The following is a 15,254-nucleotide window of genomic DNA, read 5'->3' as shown; positions in this document are numbered from 1 at the left end:
AAAGGAGACCGACCATGCTGACCCCCTTCCACCTCGCCATCCATGTCACGGATCTCGATGACGCGCGGGCCTTCTATGGCGGCGTATTGTGCTGCACCGAGGGCCGCTCGACCGAGACATGGGTCGATTTCGACTTCTTCGGCCACCAGCTGTCGCTGCACAAGGGCGAGCCCTTCGCCACTGCCGCAACCGGGAAAGTCGGCGGTCACATGGTGCCGATGCCGCATATGGGCCTCGTGCTGCACCTGCCGGACTGGCAGCTCTTGCGCGAACGGCTCGAGGAGGCCGAGACCGATTGGCTGCTGGCCCCGTATGTCCGGTTCGAGGGGGAGCCGGGCGAGCAATGGACGATGTTCTTCCGCGACCCGTCGGGAAATCCCATCGAGCTCAAGGGTTTCCGCGAGATGGACGCCGTCTTCGCCAGCTAGGCGCGCCGCGCGATCAGGTCGGGGAACAGGCCGGCGAGGCCGTCTTCGGTGGCCGGGCAAAGGCCGCGTTCGGTGATGAAGCCTGTCACCAGCCGCGCGGGCGTGACGTCGAAGGCGTCGTTGCGGGTCGGCGTGCCTTTCGGGGTGACGCGGATCTCGGCGATGCCGCCCGGGCCCGCGCCCTGGATGTGCGAGACCTCGCGCGGGTCGCGCTGTTCGATCGGGATCTCGCGTAGCCCGTCAGAGACGGTCCAGTCGATCGTGGGCGAGGGTAGGGCGACCCAGAACGGGACGCCATTGTCCTTGGCCGCGAGCGCCTTCAGGTAGGTCCCGATCTTGTTGCACACGTCGCCCCGGCGCGTGACGCGGTCGGTGCCGGTGATGATGATATCCACCAAGCCTCGCTGCATCAGGTGGCCGCCCGCGTTGTCGGTAATGTAGGTGTGCGGGACGCCGTGGCTGCCAAGCTCCCACGCGGTCAGCGCACCCTGGTTTCGCGGGCGCGTCTCGTCCACCCAGACATGCAGGTCGATCCCTGCGTCGTGGGCCTGGTAGATGGGCGAGGTCGCGGTGCCCCAGTCGACCGTCGCGATCCAGCCCGCGTTGCAATGCGTCAGGATGTTGAGCGGTCGCTCGGCCTCGACCGCCAGGCGCCGCAGAAGGCTCAACCCGTGCGTGCCGATGGCGTGGTTGATATCGACATCCTCGCCGGCAATCTCGCGCGCCAATGCCAGCGCCGCCTCGGCACGCCGTTCAGGGTCGAGTGGCGCCAGCGCGGTGCGCGCCCGGTCGAGCGCCCAGCGAAGGTTGATCGCCGTGGGGCGCGTGGCGTGGAGGCGGTCGTAGGCGGCGGCAAGGCTGGCGTCCGACGGGTCGTTCGCCATGGCGATCGCCAGCCCGTAGGCAGCCGTCGCGCCGATCAGCGGCGCGCCGCGGACGCGCATCTGGACGATGGCGTCAGCGTAATCGTCGAGGCTGCGCACCTCCTGGATGCGCAACTCGTGGGGCAGCCAGCGCTGGTCGATGATCTCTAGGCAGCCCTTCTCGTCGGACCACCAGAGCGAACGATAGGGCTGCCCCTCGATCTTCACTTCGTGCGCTCGGCGATGAGTTTCTCCAGCTTCTCGGCATCGGCGTGGAACTTGCGGATGCCCTCGGACAGCTTCTCGGTCGCCATCGGGTCCTCGTTCAGCTCCCAACGGAAGTTCGGCTCGTCGATCGCGTCGACGCTGCCGGTGCCGTTCCTGGCCTCGAGCTTGCGGGTCAGCTGGCCCTGGTCGTTGTGCAGCTCGTCCAGCAGGTCGGGCGAGATCGTCAGCCGGTCGCAGCCCGCCAGCGCCTCGATCTGGCCGGCGTTGCGGAAGGACGCGCCCATCACGACCGTCTCGATGCCGTTCGACTTGTAGTAGTCGTAGATCGCGCGGACCGACTTCACGCCGGGGTCCTCTTCGGGGTCGAAGCCCTCGACGCCCTGGTCCTTCTTGTACCAGTCGGTGATCCGGCCGACGAAGGGCGAGATCAGGAACACGCCCGCATCGGCGCAGGCCTTGGCCTGGGCCATCGAGAAGAGCAGCGTCAGGTTGCAGTCGATCCCGTCCTTCTGCAGGCGCTCGGCGGCCCGGATTCCCTCCCACGTGGAGGCGAGCTTGATCAGGATGCGGTCCTTGCCGATGCCGCGCTTCTCGTAGCCCTCGATCAGGGAGTTGGCCTTGGCGATGGAGGCCTCGGTGTCGAAGCTGAGGCGCGCGTCCACCTCGGTCGAGACGCGGCCGGGCACGATCTGCGCGAGCTCGGCGCCGACCGAGACGGTCAGCCGGTCGGCGATCTCGGTGGTCGAGCCGCCCTTGCCGATGCCCTCTTCCACGATGTCCTTGAAGTAGTCCGAGCCCACGGCCTTCAGCACGATCGAGGGGTTGGTGGTGCAGTCCTCGGGCTTGAGGCGGCGCACGGCGTCCACGTCCCCGGTATCTGCGACGACCACGGTCATGTCGCGAAGCTGGTCGAGTTTGCTGGCCATGATGGATCCCTTTTGCGGTAACGGTTTGACCCCTTACCTAGGCAGGATCCGGGCCGGGGGCTAGGGGGTGCGTCAGGCGCCCAGCCACTTGCGCTCGTTGGCTTCGATCGCGGCAATCCGCTCGTCAGTCTTGGGGTGCGACAGCATCCACGCCGGAGAGTTGCCGCCCGCATTGCCGGTCATGCTCTCGAGCTTGCGGAACATGCTTTTCTGCGCGTCCGTCCCGATGCCGGACTTGATCAGCAGCGCCGAGGCATAGGCGTCGGCCTCGTACTCGTCCTGCCGGGACAGCCGGGCTGCCAGCAGCGAGGCGAGGCCGTTGGCGATCAGCACGCCAAGCCCCGGCACGATCCGTCCCAGCAGCATGATCAGCACCGTCCTGACCGCGTTCTGCCCCGAAAAGTCGATCATCCGGCGTTTCGAATGACCGAGGGCGACGTGGCCAAGCTCGTGCGCGATGACGCTCGACATTTCCTCGGCGGTGACCTGTCCGGCGCGGTACTTCTCGTAGAAGCCGCGGGTCAGGAAGATGCGGCCGTCGGGTGCGGCCAGGCCGTTGACGGGCGAGATCTCGTAGATGTGGACCGGCACGCGCTTGATCTCGAGCGCGGCGGCCATCCGGTCCGTCAGCGCCTTGAGATCGCGATCGGCAAGCTCGGTCGATTTCTCGTCCAGCTGCCGCTTGGTGCGCCACACCGAAAAGCGGTACATCGCGAGAGCGTAGAGGATGGCCAGGATGATCGGCGTGAGCTTCAGCATGGCTTCAAGATGGGGCGGCGACGCGTTCGGCGCAATGCGGCAAGAGGAACCGGGATGTGCGATGTCAAATGACGTCTATTGCGGTTCTCGGACAAACGCTTAAGACACGAAAATGTGTCAGGGACAAACGTGAACATAACGGCCGCGCCGAGGCCAGACTACTCCGGTTTGACCACGGAGGAGATGGAGATTGGCCTGCAGGTCGCGAAGGTCGGCCTGGGACGGACGGATTACGCCGCGCAGACCGTCCGGCTCGACCCGCTCGCGGCCGAGATTTTCGGTCTGCCGGCCGGCGAGGACATCCCCCGCGACGTGTTCCACGAAAGAATTCACCCGGACGATCGGACCGAGTTCGCGGTCGCGATCGAGCATCTTCTGTCGCCGCATGGGTCCGACGTGGTGGATCTGACGCTCCGGACCTTCGACCAGGACGGCAAGCTTCGCTGGGTGAATGCCCGCAAACGGGTGTTCTATGGCCCCGAAGACAATCGGTCGGCGCCCGTCTCGGCCATTCTGGCCGTCGTGGACGTGACCAGCCGCCAGCTGGCCGAGCTGCATTCGGAGGTGCTGATCGGCGAGCTGAACCACCGGACCAAGAACCTGATCACGGTGGTCGCCAGCATCGCCCGGCAGCTGCGCCGCCATTCCACGCCCGAGGACTTCCCCGACCGCTTCATCGACCGGCTGCAGGCGCTCGCCCGCAATCAGGAGGCCACGGCCCGCGAGACGCCGCACGGCTTCGACCTGAAAGAGATCATCTCGCAACAGATCACGCCCTTCGACGGGAAGGGACGGGCGCGTCTCGATCTCCATGGACCGCGGGTCGAGATGTCGTCCCAGTCGGCGCATGTGCTGGCGATGATGTGCCACGAATTGCTGACCAATGCGGCGAAATATGGCGCGCTGAGCGGCGACGGCCGGATCAGCATCACCTGGCGTATCGAGGGCGATGACCTGCGTCTGGAGTGGATCGAAAGCGGTGGCCCGCCGGTGTCGCAGCCCGAGCGGACGGGCTATGGCACGCAGGTGGTCACCGTGCTCGGCGCGGCGTCTTTCGGCGCGGATATTAAGCTGGACTACCCGCCCGAGGGGTTCCGCCTGTCCCTCGTCGCGCCGCTCGAGGCGTTCGCGCCCGAGAGCAGCGTCGTTCCCTAGAACGGCGCGCCCGGGCAGGCGCGCCGCTCGGTAACCGCTCAGACCAGCTTGGCGTCCATGGTGATTTCGGGACCTGCGAGGGCCTTCGAGATCGGGCAGTTCTCCTTGGCCTTCTGGGCGGCTTCCATGAACTGATCTTCGGACGCGTTCGGCACCGAGGCCGTGACCTCGAGGTGAATCTTCGTCACCGTGAAGCCGCTGTCGAGCTGCTCGAGGCTGACCGTCGCCTTGGTGTCGATGTTGTCGGGGGTCAGGTCGCTCTGGCCCAGGATCATCGACAGCGCCATCGAGAAGCAGGCGGCGTGGGCCGCGCCGATCAGCTCTTCAGGGTTGGTGTTGGTGCCGTCCTCGAACCGCGACTTGAAACCGTAATTCGCCTTGTCCAGAACGCCGGTCTGGGTCGAAACGGTGCCGGTGCCGTCTTTCAGGCCGCCTTTCCAGTTCGCTGTACCGTGCTTCTTGATCATGTCGATCTCCTTCTTGGGGCTGGACGGCCGTGGCCGTATGTATGGCATAGGGTGCGCCGGATGGGCGCACCGGTGGCGGGAACGATCCGGGCCGGCGACGGTTCCACAATGTCGCGGTCACTCCAGCCGGCCGGACTGCCTCTCGAACATCCATTGCGGATAGGTGTCGGGCAGGGCGCTCGCCTCGTCGAGCTTGGCCATGTCGTCGTCGGACAGGTCCACCTCGGTCGCGCCGAGGTTGTCCTGAAGCTGCGAGACCTTCCTGGCCCCCACGATGACCGACGAGACGCCCTCGCGCGCCAGCAGCCACGCCAGCGCAATCTGCGGCACACTCGCGCCCTTCGCCGAGGCGATCTTCTGCATCACGCCGACGATTCCGTCGGCCTTGTCCTTGTCGATGGGCGGGAAGTCGAACTCGGCCCGGCGACCCTCGGCATCCTTATCGTCGCCTGTATACTTGCCGGACAGGTAGCCCCCGGCGAGCGGCGACCAGCAGAGCATGCCCACGCCCTCGGCCTTTGCGGCGGGAAGCACCTCGCGTTCCACGTCGCGGCCGGCCAGCGAGTAGTACGACTGAATCGTGCGGATTGGCGCGGTGCCGCGGCGTTCGGCATAGCCTTGGGCCTTCGCCAACTGCCAGCCCGCCCAGTTCGACACACCGACATAGCGGACATGGCCGTGCTTCACGAGGATGTCGAGCGCCTCCATCTGCTCGTCGATGGGCGTGTCGAAGTCGAAGCCATGCAGCTGGTAGAGGTCGATGTGATCCACGCCGAGCCGCTTCAGCGAAGCCTTGCACGCGTCGATGATGTGGTAGCGCGAGGCACCGCGGCCGTTGGGGCCCTCGTGCATCCGGCCGAAGCCCTTCGAGGCGATGACCACCTCGTGCCGGTTCAGGCCGAGATTCTTCAGCGACTGGCCGAGGATCTCCTCGGACCCGCCCTCGGAATAGACGTTGGCCGTGTCGAAGAAGTTGATGCCGCCGTCGAAGGCGGTCTTCATGATCTCGTCGGCGTCGGACTGGCCGAGCTGGCCGATGTTCTTCCACATGCCGGTGCCGCCGTGGAAGGTCATGGTGCCGAGGCAGAGTTCGGACACCTGCAGGCCGGATCGGCCGAGGGGACGATAGCGCATGGGGGATCTCCTGAGGGGGTCGGCCGGGGAAACGACCGATCACGTCAGAAGTTTCATGCCCCGCGTCAGCCCGTCGAGCGTCAGGGGCACCATGCGCTGGGGGCCGAAGATCGCGCGGATCATCTGGGTGGACTGGGTGTAGCCCCACATGTCCTCGCGCACCGGGTTGATCCAAAGATGCGCGGGCCAGTGGTCGCGGGCACGCTCGAGCCAGGTCTGACCGGCCTCGGGGTTCCAATGCTCGTTGGCGCCGCCGGGCATGGCGACCTCGTAAGGGGACATGGCCGCGTCGCCCACGAAGATGCAGCGCCACTCGGGGCCGTAGGTGCGCAGGATATCCCAGGTCGGGGTCTGCGCGTCCCAGCGGCGGCGGTTGTCGCGCCAGACGCCTTCGTAGAGGCAGTTGTGGAAGTAGAACTGCTCGAGATGCCGGAACTCGGATTTCGCGGCCGAGAAGAGGTCCGAGACGACCTGCACGTGGTCGTCCATCGAACCGCCCACGTCGAGAAACAGCAACACCCGTGCCGCATTACGCCGTTCGGGCCGGGTCTTGACGTCGATGAAGCCGTTATGGGCGGTGGCACGGATCGTGCCGGGCAGGTCGAGCTCTTCCTGCGCGCCGTCGCGGGCCCAGCGGCGCAGGCGCTTCAGGGCGACCTTCATCGTACGGGTGCCGATCTCGCGGTCGCCGTCGAAGTCGCGGAATTCGCGCTTGTCCCAGACCTTCACGGCGCGGCGGTGGCGGCTTTCGTGCTGGCCGATGCGCACGCCCTCGGGATTGTAGCCGTAGGCGCCGTAGGGCGAGGTGCCGGCGGTGCCGACCCACTTGTTGCCGCCCTCGTGCCGGCCTTCCTGTTCGGACAGGCGCTTGCGCAGCTCTTCCATCAGCTTGTCGAAGCCGCCCATGGCCTCGATCTCGGCGCGTTCCTCGGGCGAGAGGTGGTTGTCGCGCATCCGGCGCAGCCAGTCCTCGGGCAGGTCCATCGCCTCGACCACGGCCTCGGGCGGAATGGCCTCGATGCCCGAAAAGGCGGCGGCGAAGGCTTGGTCGAAGCGGTCGATATGCGCCTCGTCCTTCACCAGGCTGGTGCGGGCGAGGTAGTAGAAGGCATCGACGTCATAGGTCGCGAGGCCGGCCTTCACGACGCTCAGGAAGTCGAGGAACTCGCGCAGGGTGGCCGGGACCCGGTGGCGGCGCAGCTCTTCGAAGAACGGCAGGAACATCAGGCGATCAGGTTCTCGACCAGGATCGTGGCGAAGAGGCCCAGAAGCGCGCCGGCGATGGCGCAGGCGATAGCATATTGCACCTTGTCCGCCCGCACGCCGCCGTTGCGCGCGGCAAGGCGCGCGCCGAGGAAAACGCCGATCAGGGCGAAGGCGATGACGATCATGAGGCAGTCTCCGGTTTCGGGGCGATGGCCGCGATCTCGTCGGCGCGGCTGAGGATCTCGGCGGTATCACCGTATCCATAGCGCGCCCAGCCTAACGCCTCGTCGCGCAGCCGATCCGCCTCGCCGGGACGCCCGAGGCTGCGCATCGCCTCGGCCTTCACGAGTAGAAGCGTGGACAGAAGCGACGCGTTCTCGGCCTCGATGACGGCTTGGGTATTTGCGTCCACGATGGCGAGCGCGCTGTGCGGCTGGCCGGCCGACAGGGCGAAGGTGGCAAGCTGCATGGCGATATGGGCACCGTGGACGCTCGTGTCGCGATCCGTGCCGTAGATGCCGCCGGCCTCCAGGAACGACATCAGCGCGACGTCGGGATCCGCGCTGATCGACAGCCGCCCGAGTGCGAAGAGCGAGAAGGCCAACCGGTTGTCGTTCCACCCGGCCGCCCGCGCGAGCGCCACGGCGCGGCGGGCATTTTCGCGGCGCTGCGACATCCGCACGTTGGGCCCGAGCGCTTGTTCGATGGCGTCGATCCAGGCGCGCGACGTCATCGCGCGGGGCGGTGCGGCGATGCGGTTGCCGGACGGGTTCAGCCGCGACAGCAGGCCGGGCAGGGCGGCGGCGACCTCGTCCCGGGTCATCCCCGAATGCAGCGCGTCCGAGTAGGTCGCGCGCAGGATCAGCATGTCGAAGCCCGTCAGCACCGTATGGAAATTGTCGTCGTTGAAGACCGAATCGGTCAGCCGGTAGAGGTCGTTCAGCGGCCCCAACGCCTGGGCGAGTTCCTCGTGAAGGCAGTCGCGCACCTCTTGCGGGGGCACGTCGCCCGGGATGAAGATCGCCAGCCGTTCGCGGGTTTCGAGCGTCGCCCAATCGATCGTCTCGCTGCGCCGGTTGCGCGCGAACTCGCGCCAGGAGGACACGCGGGGAACGACGAAGCAGGCGGCCTGGGGGACGGCCTTCTGGAGCCGGGCGCGGGGCACCATTTCGATGGTGATGTTCGCCTCCGAGCCCGGCGCGACACGGCTGATATCGATCCGCGCCTCGCGGCGGAGGCGCCCCAGCAGCCGGTCCAGATCAACGTCGAGGCTCGCCGGCCGCTGGCCCGTGACGCGCACGCTCACCGGATCTTCGAACCGGGTCAGGATCGGCAGGGATCGCCCCGATTCCAGCGTGAAGGACAGGTCGAGGAAGTCCTGCGCGATGTCGATGTTCGACCGATGCGCCCGCGCTGTTCCGGCGGGCGCGAAGGTCCGCATCGGCGGCAGCTCGGACAACGCGACCGTCGCGCGCCGTTCGGAGACCGACTGCGGCGCCGCGCAAGCGGCCAGGGCGAAGAACGCGGGCAGGAGGAGGGCTCGAAGCGACATCACCGACACCATCAGGCACGGCGCCCCGAATGTGAACAGACAGTTTGGCGACCCCGCGCCTTCCCGCGCAGGGATGCAGCTTCGCCACGAAGAATCAGGCCTAGCGCCCGCGGCGCGCCATGAATGCCAGCCGCTCGAACAGATGCACATCCTGTTCGTTCTTCAGCAACGCGCCGTGCAGTTTCGGCAGCGCGTTCGTAGCGCTCTGCCGCAGATCCTCGGCCGTCAGATCCTCGGCCAGCAGCAGCTTCAGCCAGTCGATCACCTCGGAGGTCGAGGGCTTCTTCTTCAGCCCCGGCTGCTCGCGAATCTCGAGGAACTGCGTCAGTGCCGTGGTCAGAAGACTTTCCTTGATGCCCGGATGATGGACGGCGACGATCTTCTTCAGCGTCTCGATGTCTGGGAAGCGGATGTAGTGGAAGAAGCAGCGGCGCAGGAAGGCGTCGGGCAGCTCCTTCTCGTTGTTCGAGGTGATGATGACGATGGGACGCAGGCGCGCGCGGACCGTCTCGCCCGTTTCGTAGACGTGGAACTCCATCCGGTCGAGTTCCTGCAACAGGTCGTTCGGGAACTCGATATCGGCCTTGTCGATCTCGTCGATCAGCAGGACGACGCGTTCCTCGGCCTCGAACGCCTCCCACAGCTTGCCCTTGCGGATGTAGTTGCGCACGTCGTGCACCCGCTCGTCGCCCAGCTGGCTGTCGCGCAACCGGCTGACGGCATCGTATTCATAGAGGCCCTGCTGCGCGCGGGTGGTCGACTTCACGTGCCACTCGATCATCCGCAGCCCCAGCGACGCGCTGACCTGGCGCGCCAGCTCGGTCTTGCCGGTGCCGGGCTCGCCCTTCACGAGAAGCGGTCGTTGAAGCGTGATGGCCGCGTTCACCGCGATCTCCAGGTCGGCGGTGGCGACGTAGCTGTCGGTCGAGGTGAACTGCATGGCGGGTCTCCGTCGGGGCTGGCGCCGAGGGGTAGTCGGCACCCGGGGGCGATGCAAGCGCGCCCCCTATCGGCCTTGCGGAACTGGTGAAGGACTGTGCGCGACAGGGTGCCATAGGCGTCACTTGCCGCGTGACAAGACCCCACCCTTCGGATAGAGCGACGCCAGAAGCCAGCCGCTCAAAGATCAACTGGCTCAAGGTCATAGGGGAGTAGGGGAAATGAAGGTCGAAACCTTTCTGCCGGACGACTATCGTCCCGCCGAAGACGAGCCGTTCATGAACGAGCGGCAACTCGAGTACTTCCGGCGCAAGCTTCTGGACTGGCGCGGCGAGCTTCTGGACGAAAGCCGGATGACCATCGAAGGCCTGCAGGACGGCACCCGCAACGTCGCCGATCGCGCCAGCGAGGAGACCGATCGTGCTCTGGAACTTCGGACGCGCGACAGGCAGCGGAAGCTGGTGGCCAAGATCGACGCCGCGCTGCGCCGGATCGACGAGGGCGAGTACGGCTATTGCGAGGTCACCGGCGAACCGATCTCGCTCAAGCGGCTCGACGCCCGCCCGATCGCCACGCTGAGCCTCGAGGCGCAGGAGCGTCACGAGCGCCGCGAGAAGGTGCATCGCGAGGAGTGACACCCAACCCCTGATGCGCTCGCGCCAAGGAGGGGAAGATGCAGCCCGTCACGGTGATCGGCGCCGGGATCGCCGGGATCGCCGCCGCGCTCGCCCTGCGCGCCCGTGGATGCGAGGTGCGCGTCCTGGAGCGCGCAACGGCGCTGCGCGAGGTCGGTGCCGGCCTGCAGATCAGCCCCAACGGGTATCGGGTCCTGTCGGCCTTGGGGCTCGGCGCGCAGATCGGCCGGGTCTCGCGCCCCAATCATGCGGTGGTTCTGGCGGACGGCCCCACCGGGGCCGAGGTCGTTCGGATGCCCTTGGACGGTCCGTTCCGCCTGATCGCCCGCCCGGCCCTCATCGACGTGCTGGCCGACGCCGCCCAAGCCGCAGGGATCGAGATCGCCTTCGCCCAAGCTGTCGAAGCGCCGCCCGAGGGCCTCGTGTTAGGCGCCGACGGCCTTCATTCGGTCGTCCGAAGCGTTCTGAACGGAGCGGATCGCCCATTCTTCACGAAGCAGGTCGCGTGGCGCGCGACCATCGAAGGCGAACGGCCCGAGGAGGCGCGGGTGGATATGGGGCCGGGCCGGCATCTGGTCCGCTACCCGCTGCCGGACGGGCGCGTGAACCTTGTCGGCGTGGAAGAACGTGCGGATTGGGCCGCGGAGGGTTGGCATACCGCCGGCGACCCGGACGCATTCCGCGCCGCTTTCGCCGAATTTCCGGACGCCCGTGCTGATCTGGACCGGGTCGAGGCCTGCGCGCTCTGGGGATTGTTCCGCCACCCGATCGCCGAGCGCTGGCAGGACGGGCGCCTCGCGATCCTGGGGGATGCGGCCCATCCCACCTTGCCGTTCCTGGCCCAGGGGGCGAACCTAGCGCTCGAGGATGCATGGACCGTCGCCGCGGCGGTGGAGGCCGGGGATCTTCCCTGCTGGGAAGCCGCACGCAAGCCCCGGGTCCGCCGCGCGATCGAGGCGGCCAATGCGAATGCGCGGAACTATCACCTGCGTGGCGCGCGCCGCATCGTCGCGCATGGTGTGCTCCGGGTGATCGGTCGGACGGCGCCCCATGCCTTGCCGGCGCGGTTCCGGTGGCTCTATGACCACGATGTGACCGCCTGATCCCGAGGGGTCAGCGCCCGGGCCCGGGTTCATAGGGGGCTCTGCCGTCCCCCGGAGCATTTTTGGCAGGATGAAGGACGGCAGGGCTGAAGTCAGCCGTCTAGGGCCGCGATGATTCCGCCGAAATCGTCGGCCTTCAGCGAGGCGCCGCCGACGAGCGCACCGTCGACGTTCTCGACCGCGAAGATCTCGGCCGCATTCGCGGCTTTGACCGACCCGCCATAAAGGAGCCGGACCGACCGGCCGACGCCGGGGCCGAACCGCCGTTCGAGCTGGGAGCGGATCACGTCGTGCACCTCGCCGATCTGATCGGTCGTGGGGACCTTGCCGGTTCCGATCGCCCACACGGGTTCGTAGGCGACCACCAGGTTGTGGCCCGTCGCCTGGTCCGGAATCGAGCCCGCCAGTTGTCCCTTGATGATGTCGATGGTGTTCGAGGCCTCGCGCTCGCTCAGCGTCTCTCCGACGCAGACGATGACGGTGAGGCCTTCGGCCCAGGCGGCCTCGGTCTTGTGGCGAACGATCTCGTCGCTTTCGCCATGATCGGCGCGACGTTCGGAGTGGCCGGTGATGACATAGGTAGCCCCGGCGTCCTTCAGCATCCGGGCCGATATGTCGCCGGTATGCGCCCCGCTCTCGGCCGCGTGGCAGTCCTGACCGCCGACGGCGATGTTCGTGCCCTCGGCCTCGCGGGCCATGCGCTCGACCAGCGTGGCGGGAGGGCACAGCAGGATCTCGCATCTCGCCTCACCCTGCGATCCGGCGAGGGCAGTGACCTCGGACAGGGCGGCGGCGGTGCCGTTCATCTTCCAGTTGCCTGCGGCGAGTTTACGTCTGTCGGCCATGAGCTTGCATCCTTGATGGGTCGTCGCCCTGTGAGGTAGCGGCTTTCACGCAGTGTCAAAAGCCATCGCCGGCGCGGTCGAGGAAGGCCCGCGGAGGGTGCCAACGGGTGCAGGCGGCGGCGATCCAGTACGCCGCCGTCCCGCCAGCTACGGCCTACGGCGCCCGTAGCGGGCGGAATATGACGGGCACAGGCATTGCGGGCCTGCCAAGCGTCACGATCCGGTGCATTCTCCTCTTCACCTTTTCTTCAGGGCAAGCCCTTATGCCCTAGGGACGAGATGGTAATTCGCGAAGGCGGACGACGTGGGACGCACGGGAACAGGCAGATCGGGCGTTTCGCCGGTTGTGGCCGCGCCGTTGCATCCCTAGCTTCTGCCGGGCGACCAAATCCGGGCGATTGTGATGACTTACTGCGTGGGCCTTTTGTTGGATGCTGGCCTGGTTCTTCTGGCCGATACCCGCACGAATGCGGGTGTCGACAACATTTCCACCTATCGCAAGATGTTCACTTTCGTGGACGAGGGCGAGCGGGCGATCGTGATCATGGCCGCGGGATCGCTGTCGGTCACGCAGACCACGATGGCGCGGCTGGACGAGGCGACCGCGAACCCCGAGGCCCGGTCGATCATGTCCGCCGATACGATGCTGGAGGTGGCAGAGATGGTCGGCGAAACGCTGGCCACCGTCACCGAGCAGGTGGCCTCGCGCATGGGCGCGAAGTCGCAGTCGGCGCGGGCGTCGTTCATCGTCGCGGGACAGCGCAGGGGCGGCGCGGCACGGCTGTTCCTGATATATCCCGAGGGCAACTTCATCGAGGCGACGGCGGACACCCCGTACCTTCAGATCGGCGAGCACAAATACGGCAAGCCGATCCTCGACAGGGTCGTGACGCCCGAAACCTCGATCGAGGATGCGAAGAAGGCGGCTCTCCTGTCGATGGACTCGACGCTCCGCTCGAACCTGTCCGTCGGAATGCCGCTCGACCTGTGCGTGATCGAGACCGACACCCAGCGGATCGCGGAGCAGCGCCGGATCGAGCCCGACGACGAGACGTTCAGCGCGATGAGCGTGGCCTGGAGCCAGGCCCTGCGCGACGCGTTCCAGGAAATCGAGATTTAGCCGCTCGTCACGACGTGACCGGAACCTGAAAGTGGTCCATCACCGTAGCGATGGCGCGCGCCCGCCGCTCCGGCGTCTCCATCAGGCATTCGTGCCGACCGCCTTCGATCAGCACCAGTTTGCCGTTGCGCCACTTGGCCATGCGCGTTCGGATGCGAGCGGCGTCGACGATCAGCTCGTCCGTGCCGAGCAGGGTCACGCATGGCGTGGCCGGCAAGGGGCGGCGGGACAGTTTGCGGCATTCGGCGAGCGCCGCGCCCAGCCAGCCAAGGGAGGGACCGCCGATCGCGAGGTCCGGGTAGGCCGAGGTCTGCGCAGCCATGCGGGCGTATTGCGCCTCGTCATGGGTCAGGAGGTTGCCCTCGAAGGGGGTGTCGCTCTGGTAAGCGCCGCGCGAGGTGCCGGGCGCGTAACGGTCGGTGAAGCCGGCTGCCCGCGCGGCGAGGGACAGGGTCCACGCCGCGGGCCGCAAGGACGCCGCGAGCGAGATGCCCCACATCGGCGCCGAAAACACCGCACGCTCGACCGGCAGACCCTCGATCAGGGCGCGCAGGCCGATCGCGCCGCCCATCGAGTGGGCCAGCAGGTACCAGGGCTTCGGCAGCCCCTCGGCCGTTGCGAAGGCGACGAGCGCTGCCAGATCGCGGTGGTATTCGTCGAAATGGCCGACATGGCCCGGCATCCGGTCGGCCAGCAGCCGGTCCGAAAGGCCTTGGCCGCGCCAGTCGATGGCAACGGTGGTCAACCCCGCCTCGGCCAGATCACCGGCGACCTGGCCGTATTTCTCGACATATTCGGTGCGCCCGGGAAACAGCAGGACCGTGCCGCGCGGGGTCGGCGCCGGCCAGGTCGCGACGCGCAGCCGCACGGCGTCCTCGGCCTCGATCCAGGTGGCCCGAACAGTATCCGGACCGCCTGCGACGTCGTTATGAAAGGGGGCCTCTTGCACTCAGAGAGCGGAGGCGAGCTTCATGGCCTGGCTCATGTCGCCGTCGATCTTCAGCCGGCCGGACATGAAGGCGGCGGTGGGGTCGAGCTCGCCCTCGAAGATCTCGCGGAACGTGTCGGCGTCGGCCGTCAGGGTGACCTCGGACTCCTCGTCGGCGGCGCGGGCGCCTTCACCGTCGAGCATGATGGTGCCCTCGTCCTCGACCACGAACTTGGCCGAGCCGTCGAAGCTGCCGCCGGTTTTCTGGTTCAGCTCTTTCACCGCCTGGTCGATCATCTCGCTCATGGGTCGTGCTCCTGCATTCGTGTTTCGGCCGGGACGTGACATCCGCCGGCAATCGGTTACGCTCACCTTCGATATGATGTTCCACCTTCGCAATCTCAAATCTGCCGTTGCGGCACTGCTGCTGACTGCCGGGTCCGCGCTGGCTCAGGCGGATGACGGGCGGCTGGACGATCTGTTCGCGGCGCTGCAACGCGCCGACGGGACCGATGCCCAGCAAATCGCGGGCAAGATCATCTCGGAATGGTCGAAATCAGGCTCTCCGGCGATGGACCTCTTGCTGGAACGAGGCCGCGCGGCGCTGGACGCGGGCGAAACGCACGAGGCCATCGGCCACTTCACGGCCCTGATCGACCATGCGCCCGGGTTTGCCGAAGCCTACAACGCCCGCGCCACCGCGTATTTCCAGGAAGGACAGTTCGGCCCGGCCCTGGCAGACCTTCAGCAGACGCTCGCGCTGAACCCGCGCCACTTCGGCGCGCTGACCGGGCTGGCGGTGATCCTGATGGACCTTGGCGCGGACGAGGCCGCGCTCGAGGCATGGCGTGAGGTCGAAGAGCTCTACCCCTCGAGCCCGCAGGTCGAAGCCGTCGTTCCGCAACTGGAGCGGTCGGTCGAGGGTCGCACGCTCTGACGGCTTGGCCGTCGCTTTCGTGCAACGGG

At 67.2% G+C, this 15,254-nt stretch carries 18 protein-coding genes; 6 read left to right on the top strand and 12 right to left on the bottom strand.

The window, feature by feature from the left end; genetic code table 11:
- The first annotated feature begins 14 nt into the window (after positions 1 to 14).
- A complete protein-coding gene (locus PAM7066_RS02020; protein ID WP_085852439.1) occupies positions 15 to 428 on the top strand; it encodes a VOC family protein in 414 nt (137 codons plus the stop codon).
- Here PAM7066_RS02020 and mtnA read toward each other — a convergent pair.
- The 3 genes from mtnA to PAM7066_RS02005 form a co-directional block, all read right to left on the bottom strand.
- Positions 425 to 1,519: an S-methyl-5-thioribose-1-phosphate isomerase gene (gene mtnA, locus PAM7066_RS02015; protein WP_085852438.1), complete on the bottom strand. Its 1,095-nt coding sequence runs from the start codon at positions 1,517 to 1,519 to the stop codon at positions 425 to 427. The genes PAM7066_RS02020 and mtnA overlap by 4 nt on opposite strands.
- Positions 1,516 to 2,445 carry a transaldolase gene (tal, locus tag PAM7066_RS02010; protein WP_085852437.1) on the bottom strand — a complete coding sequence of 310 codons (930 nt, stop codon included), beginning with the start codon at positions 2,443 to 2,445 and terminating at the stop codon, positions 1,516 to 1,518. The genes mtnA and tal overlap by 4 nt, the downstream gene beginning before the upstream one ends.
- Before the next feature lie 72 nt (positions 2,446 to 2,517).
- Positions 2,518 to 3,204 (bottom strand): M48 family metallopeptidase, encoded by a 687-nt coding sequence (locus tag PAM7066_RS02005; protein WP_085852436.1) that lies wholly within the window; start codon positions 3,202 to 3,204, stop codon positions 2,518 to 2,520.
- 183 nt (positions 3,205 to 3,387) lie between these two features.
- Between PAM7066_RS02005 and PAM7066_RS02000 the strand changes: the two genes are divergently transcribed.
- Positions 3,388 to 4,359, top strand: coding sequence for a sensor histidine kinase (locus tag PAM7066_RS02000; protein WP_085852435.1), 972 nt, complete (start codon positions 3,388 to 3,390; stop codon positions 4,357 to 4,359).
- 38 nt (positions 4,360 to 4,397) lie between these two features.
- Here PAM7066_RS02000 and PAM7066_RS01995 read toward each other — a convergent pair whose 3' ends face one another.
- The 6 genes from PAM7066_RS01995 to PAM7066_RS01975 all read right to left on the bottom strand — a co-directional run bounded on the left by PAM7066_RS01995 (position 4,398) and on the right by PAM7066_RS01975 (position 9,658).
- Complete coding sequence (locus PAM7066_RS01995) at positions 4,398 to 4,826, bottom strand: OsmC family protein (protein WP_085852434.1); 429 nt, start codon at positions 4,824 to 4,826, stop codon at positions 4,398 to 4,400.
- A 117-nt stretch (positions 4,827 to 4,943) separates the two neighbouring features.
- Complete coding sequence (locus PAM7066_RS01990; protein WP_085852433.1) at positions 4,944 to 5,960, bottom strand: aldo/keto reductase; 1,017 nt, start codon at positions 5,958 to 5,960, stop codon at positions 4,944 to 4,946.
- A 39-nt stretch (positions 5,961 to 5,999) separates the two neighbouring features.
- Positions 6,000 to 7,184: a vWA domain-containing protein gene (locus PAM7066_RS01985; RefSeq protein ID WP_085852432.1), complete on the bottom strand. Its 1,185-nt coding sequence runs from the start codon at positions 7,182 to 7,184 to the stop codon at positions 6,000 to 6,002.
- A complete protein-coding gene (locus PAM7066_RS18815) occupies positions 7,184 to 7,351 on the bottom strand; it encodes a hypothetical protein (protein WP_090928604.1) in 168 nt (55 codons plus the stop codon). The genes PAM7066_RS01985 and PAM7066_RS18815 overlap by 1 nt, the downstream gene beginning before the upstream one ends.
- Positions 7,348 to 8,718: a DUF2927 domain-containing protein gene (locus PAM7066_RS01980; RefSeq protein WP_245749558.1), complete on the bottom strand. Its 1,371-nt coding sequence runs from the start codon at positions 8,716 to 8,718 to the stop codon at positions 7,348 to 7,350. The genes PAM7066_RS18815 and PAM7066_RS01980 overlap by 4 nt, the downstream gene beginning before the upstream one ends.
- Positions 8,719 to 8,818: 100 nt before the next feature.
- Positions 8,819 to 9,658, bottom strand: coding sequence for an AAA family ATPase (locus PAM7066_RS01975; RefSeq protein WP_085852430.1), 840 nt, complete (start codon positions 9,656 to 9,658; stop codon positions 8,819 to 8,821).
- Positions 9,659 to 9,878: 220 nt separating this feature from the next.
- On the opposite strand from PAM7066_RS01975, the gene dksA reads away from it, so the two are divergent.
- Positions 9,879 to 10,292 carry an RNA polymerase-binding protein DksA gene (gene dksA, locus PAM7066_RS01970; RefSeq protein ID WP_085852429.1) on the top strand — a complete coding sequence of 138 codons (414 nt, stop codon included), beginning with the start codon at positions 9,879 to 9,881 and terminating at the stop codon, positions 10,290 to 10,292.
- Between the two features lie 38 nt (positions 10,293 to 10,330).
- Complete coding sequence (locus PAM7066_RS01965; protein ID WP_085852428.1) at positions 10,331 to 11,395, top strand: FAD-dependent monooxygenase; 1,065 nt, start codon at positions 10,331 to 10,333, stop codon at positions 11,393 to 11,395.
- 92 nt (positions 11,396 to 11,487) lie between these two features.
- Here the strand turns inward: PAM7066_RS01965 and tpiA are convergent, their stop codons facing one another.
- The gene (tpiA, locus tag PAM7066_RS01960; protein ID WP_085852427.1) at positions 11,488 to 12,240 is read right to left on the bottom strand and encodes a triose-phosphate isomerase; all 753 of its coding nucleotides are present in this window, start codon (positions 12,238 to 12,240) and stop codon (positions 11,488 to 11,490) included.
- Between the two features lie 403 nt (positions 12,241 to 12,643).
- Here tpiA and PAM7066_RS01955 point away from each other — a divergent pair, with 403 nt between their 5' ends.
- A complete protein-coding gene (locus PAM7066_RS01955; protein ID WP_085852426.1) occupies positions 12,644 to 13,360 on the top strand; it encodes a proteasome-type protease in 717 nt (238 codons plus the stop codon).
- Between the two features lie 7 nt (positions 13,361 to 13,367).
- Here the strand turns inward: PAM7066_RS01955 and PAM7066_RS01950 are convergent, their stop codons facing one another.
- On the bottom strand, positions 13,368 to 14,309 hold the full coding sequence (locus PAM7066_RS01950) for an alpha/beta fold hydrolase (RefSeq protein ID WP_085852425.1): 942 nt from the start codon (positions 14,307 to 14,309) through the stop codon (positions 13,368 to 13,370).
- A complete protein-coding gene (locus PAM7066_RS01945) occupies positions 14,310 to 14,594 on the bottom strand; it encodes an SCP2 sterol-binding domain-containing protein (RefSeq protein ID WP_085852424.1) in 285 nt (94 codons plus the stop codon). It lies immediately after the preceding gene.
- A 76-nt stretch (positions 14,595 to 14,670) separates the two neighbouring features.
- Here PAM7066_RS01945 and PAM7066_RS01940 point away from each other — a divergent pair, with 76 nt between their 5' ends.
- A complete protein-coding gene (locus PAM7066_RS01940; protein ID WP_085852782.1) occupies positions 14,671 to 15,225 on the top strand; it encodes a tetratricopeptide repeat protein in 555 nt (184 codons plus the stop codon).
- Positions 15,226 to 15,254: the final 29 nt, after the last annotated feature.

The sequence above is a fragment of the Palleronia marisminoris genome (assembly GCF_900172315.1).
Lineage (GTDB): Bacteria > Pseudomonadota > Alphaproteobacteria > Rhodobacterales > Rhodobacteraceae > Palleronia > Palleronia marisminoris.
The sequence above is the reverse complement of the archived record's forward strand: the minus strand, read 5'-3'. Positions and strand labels throughout refer to the sequence as shown.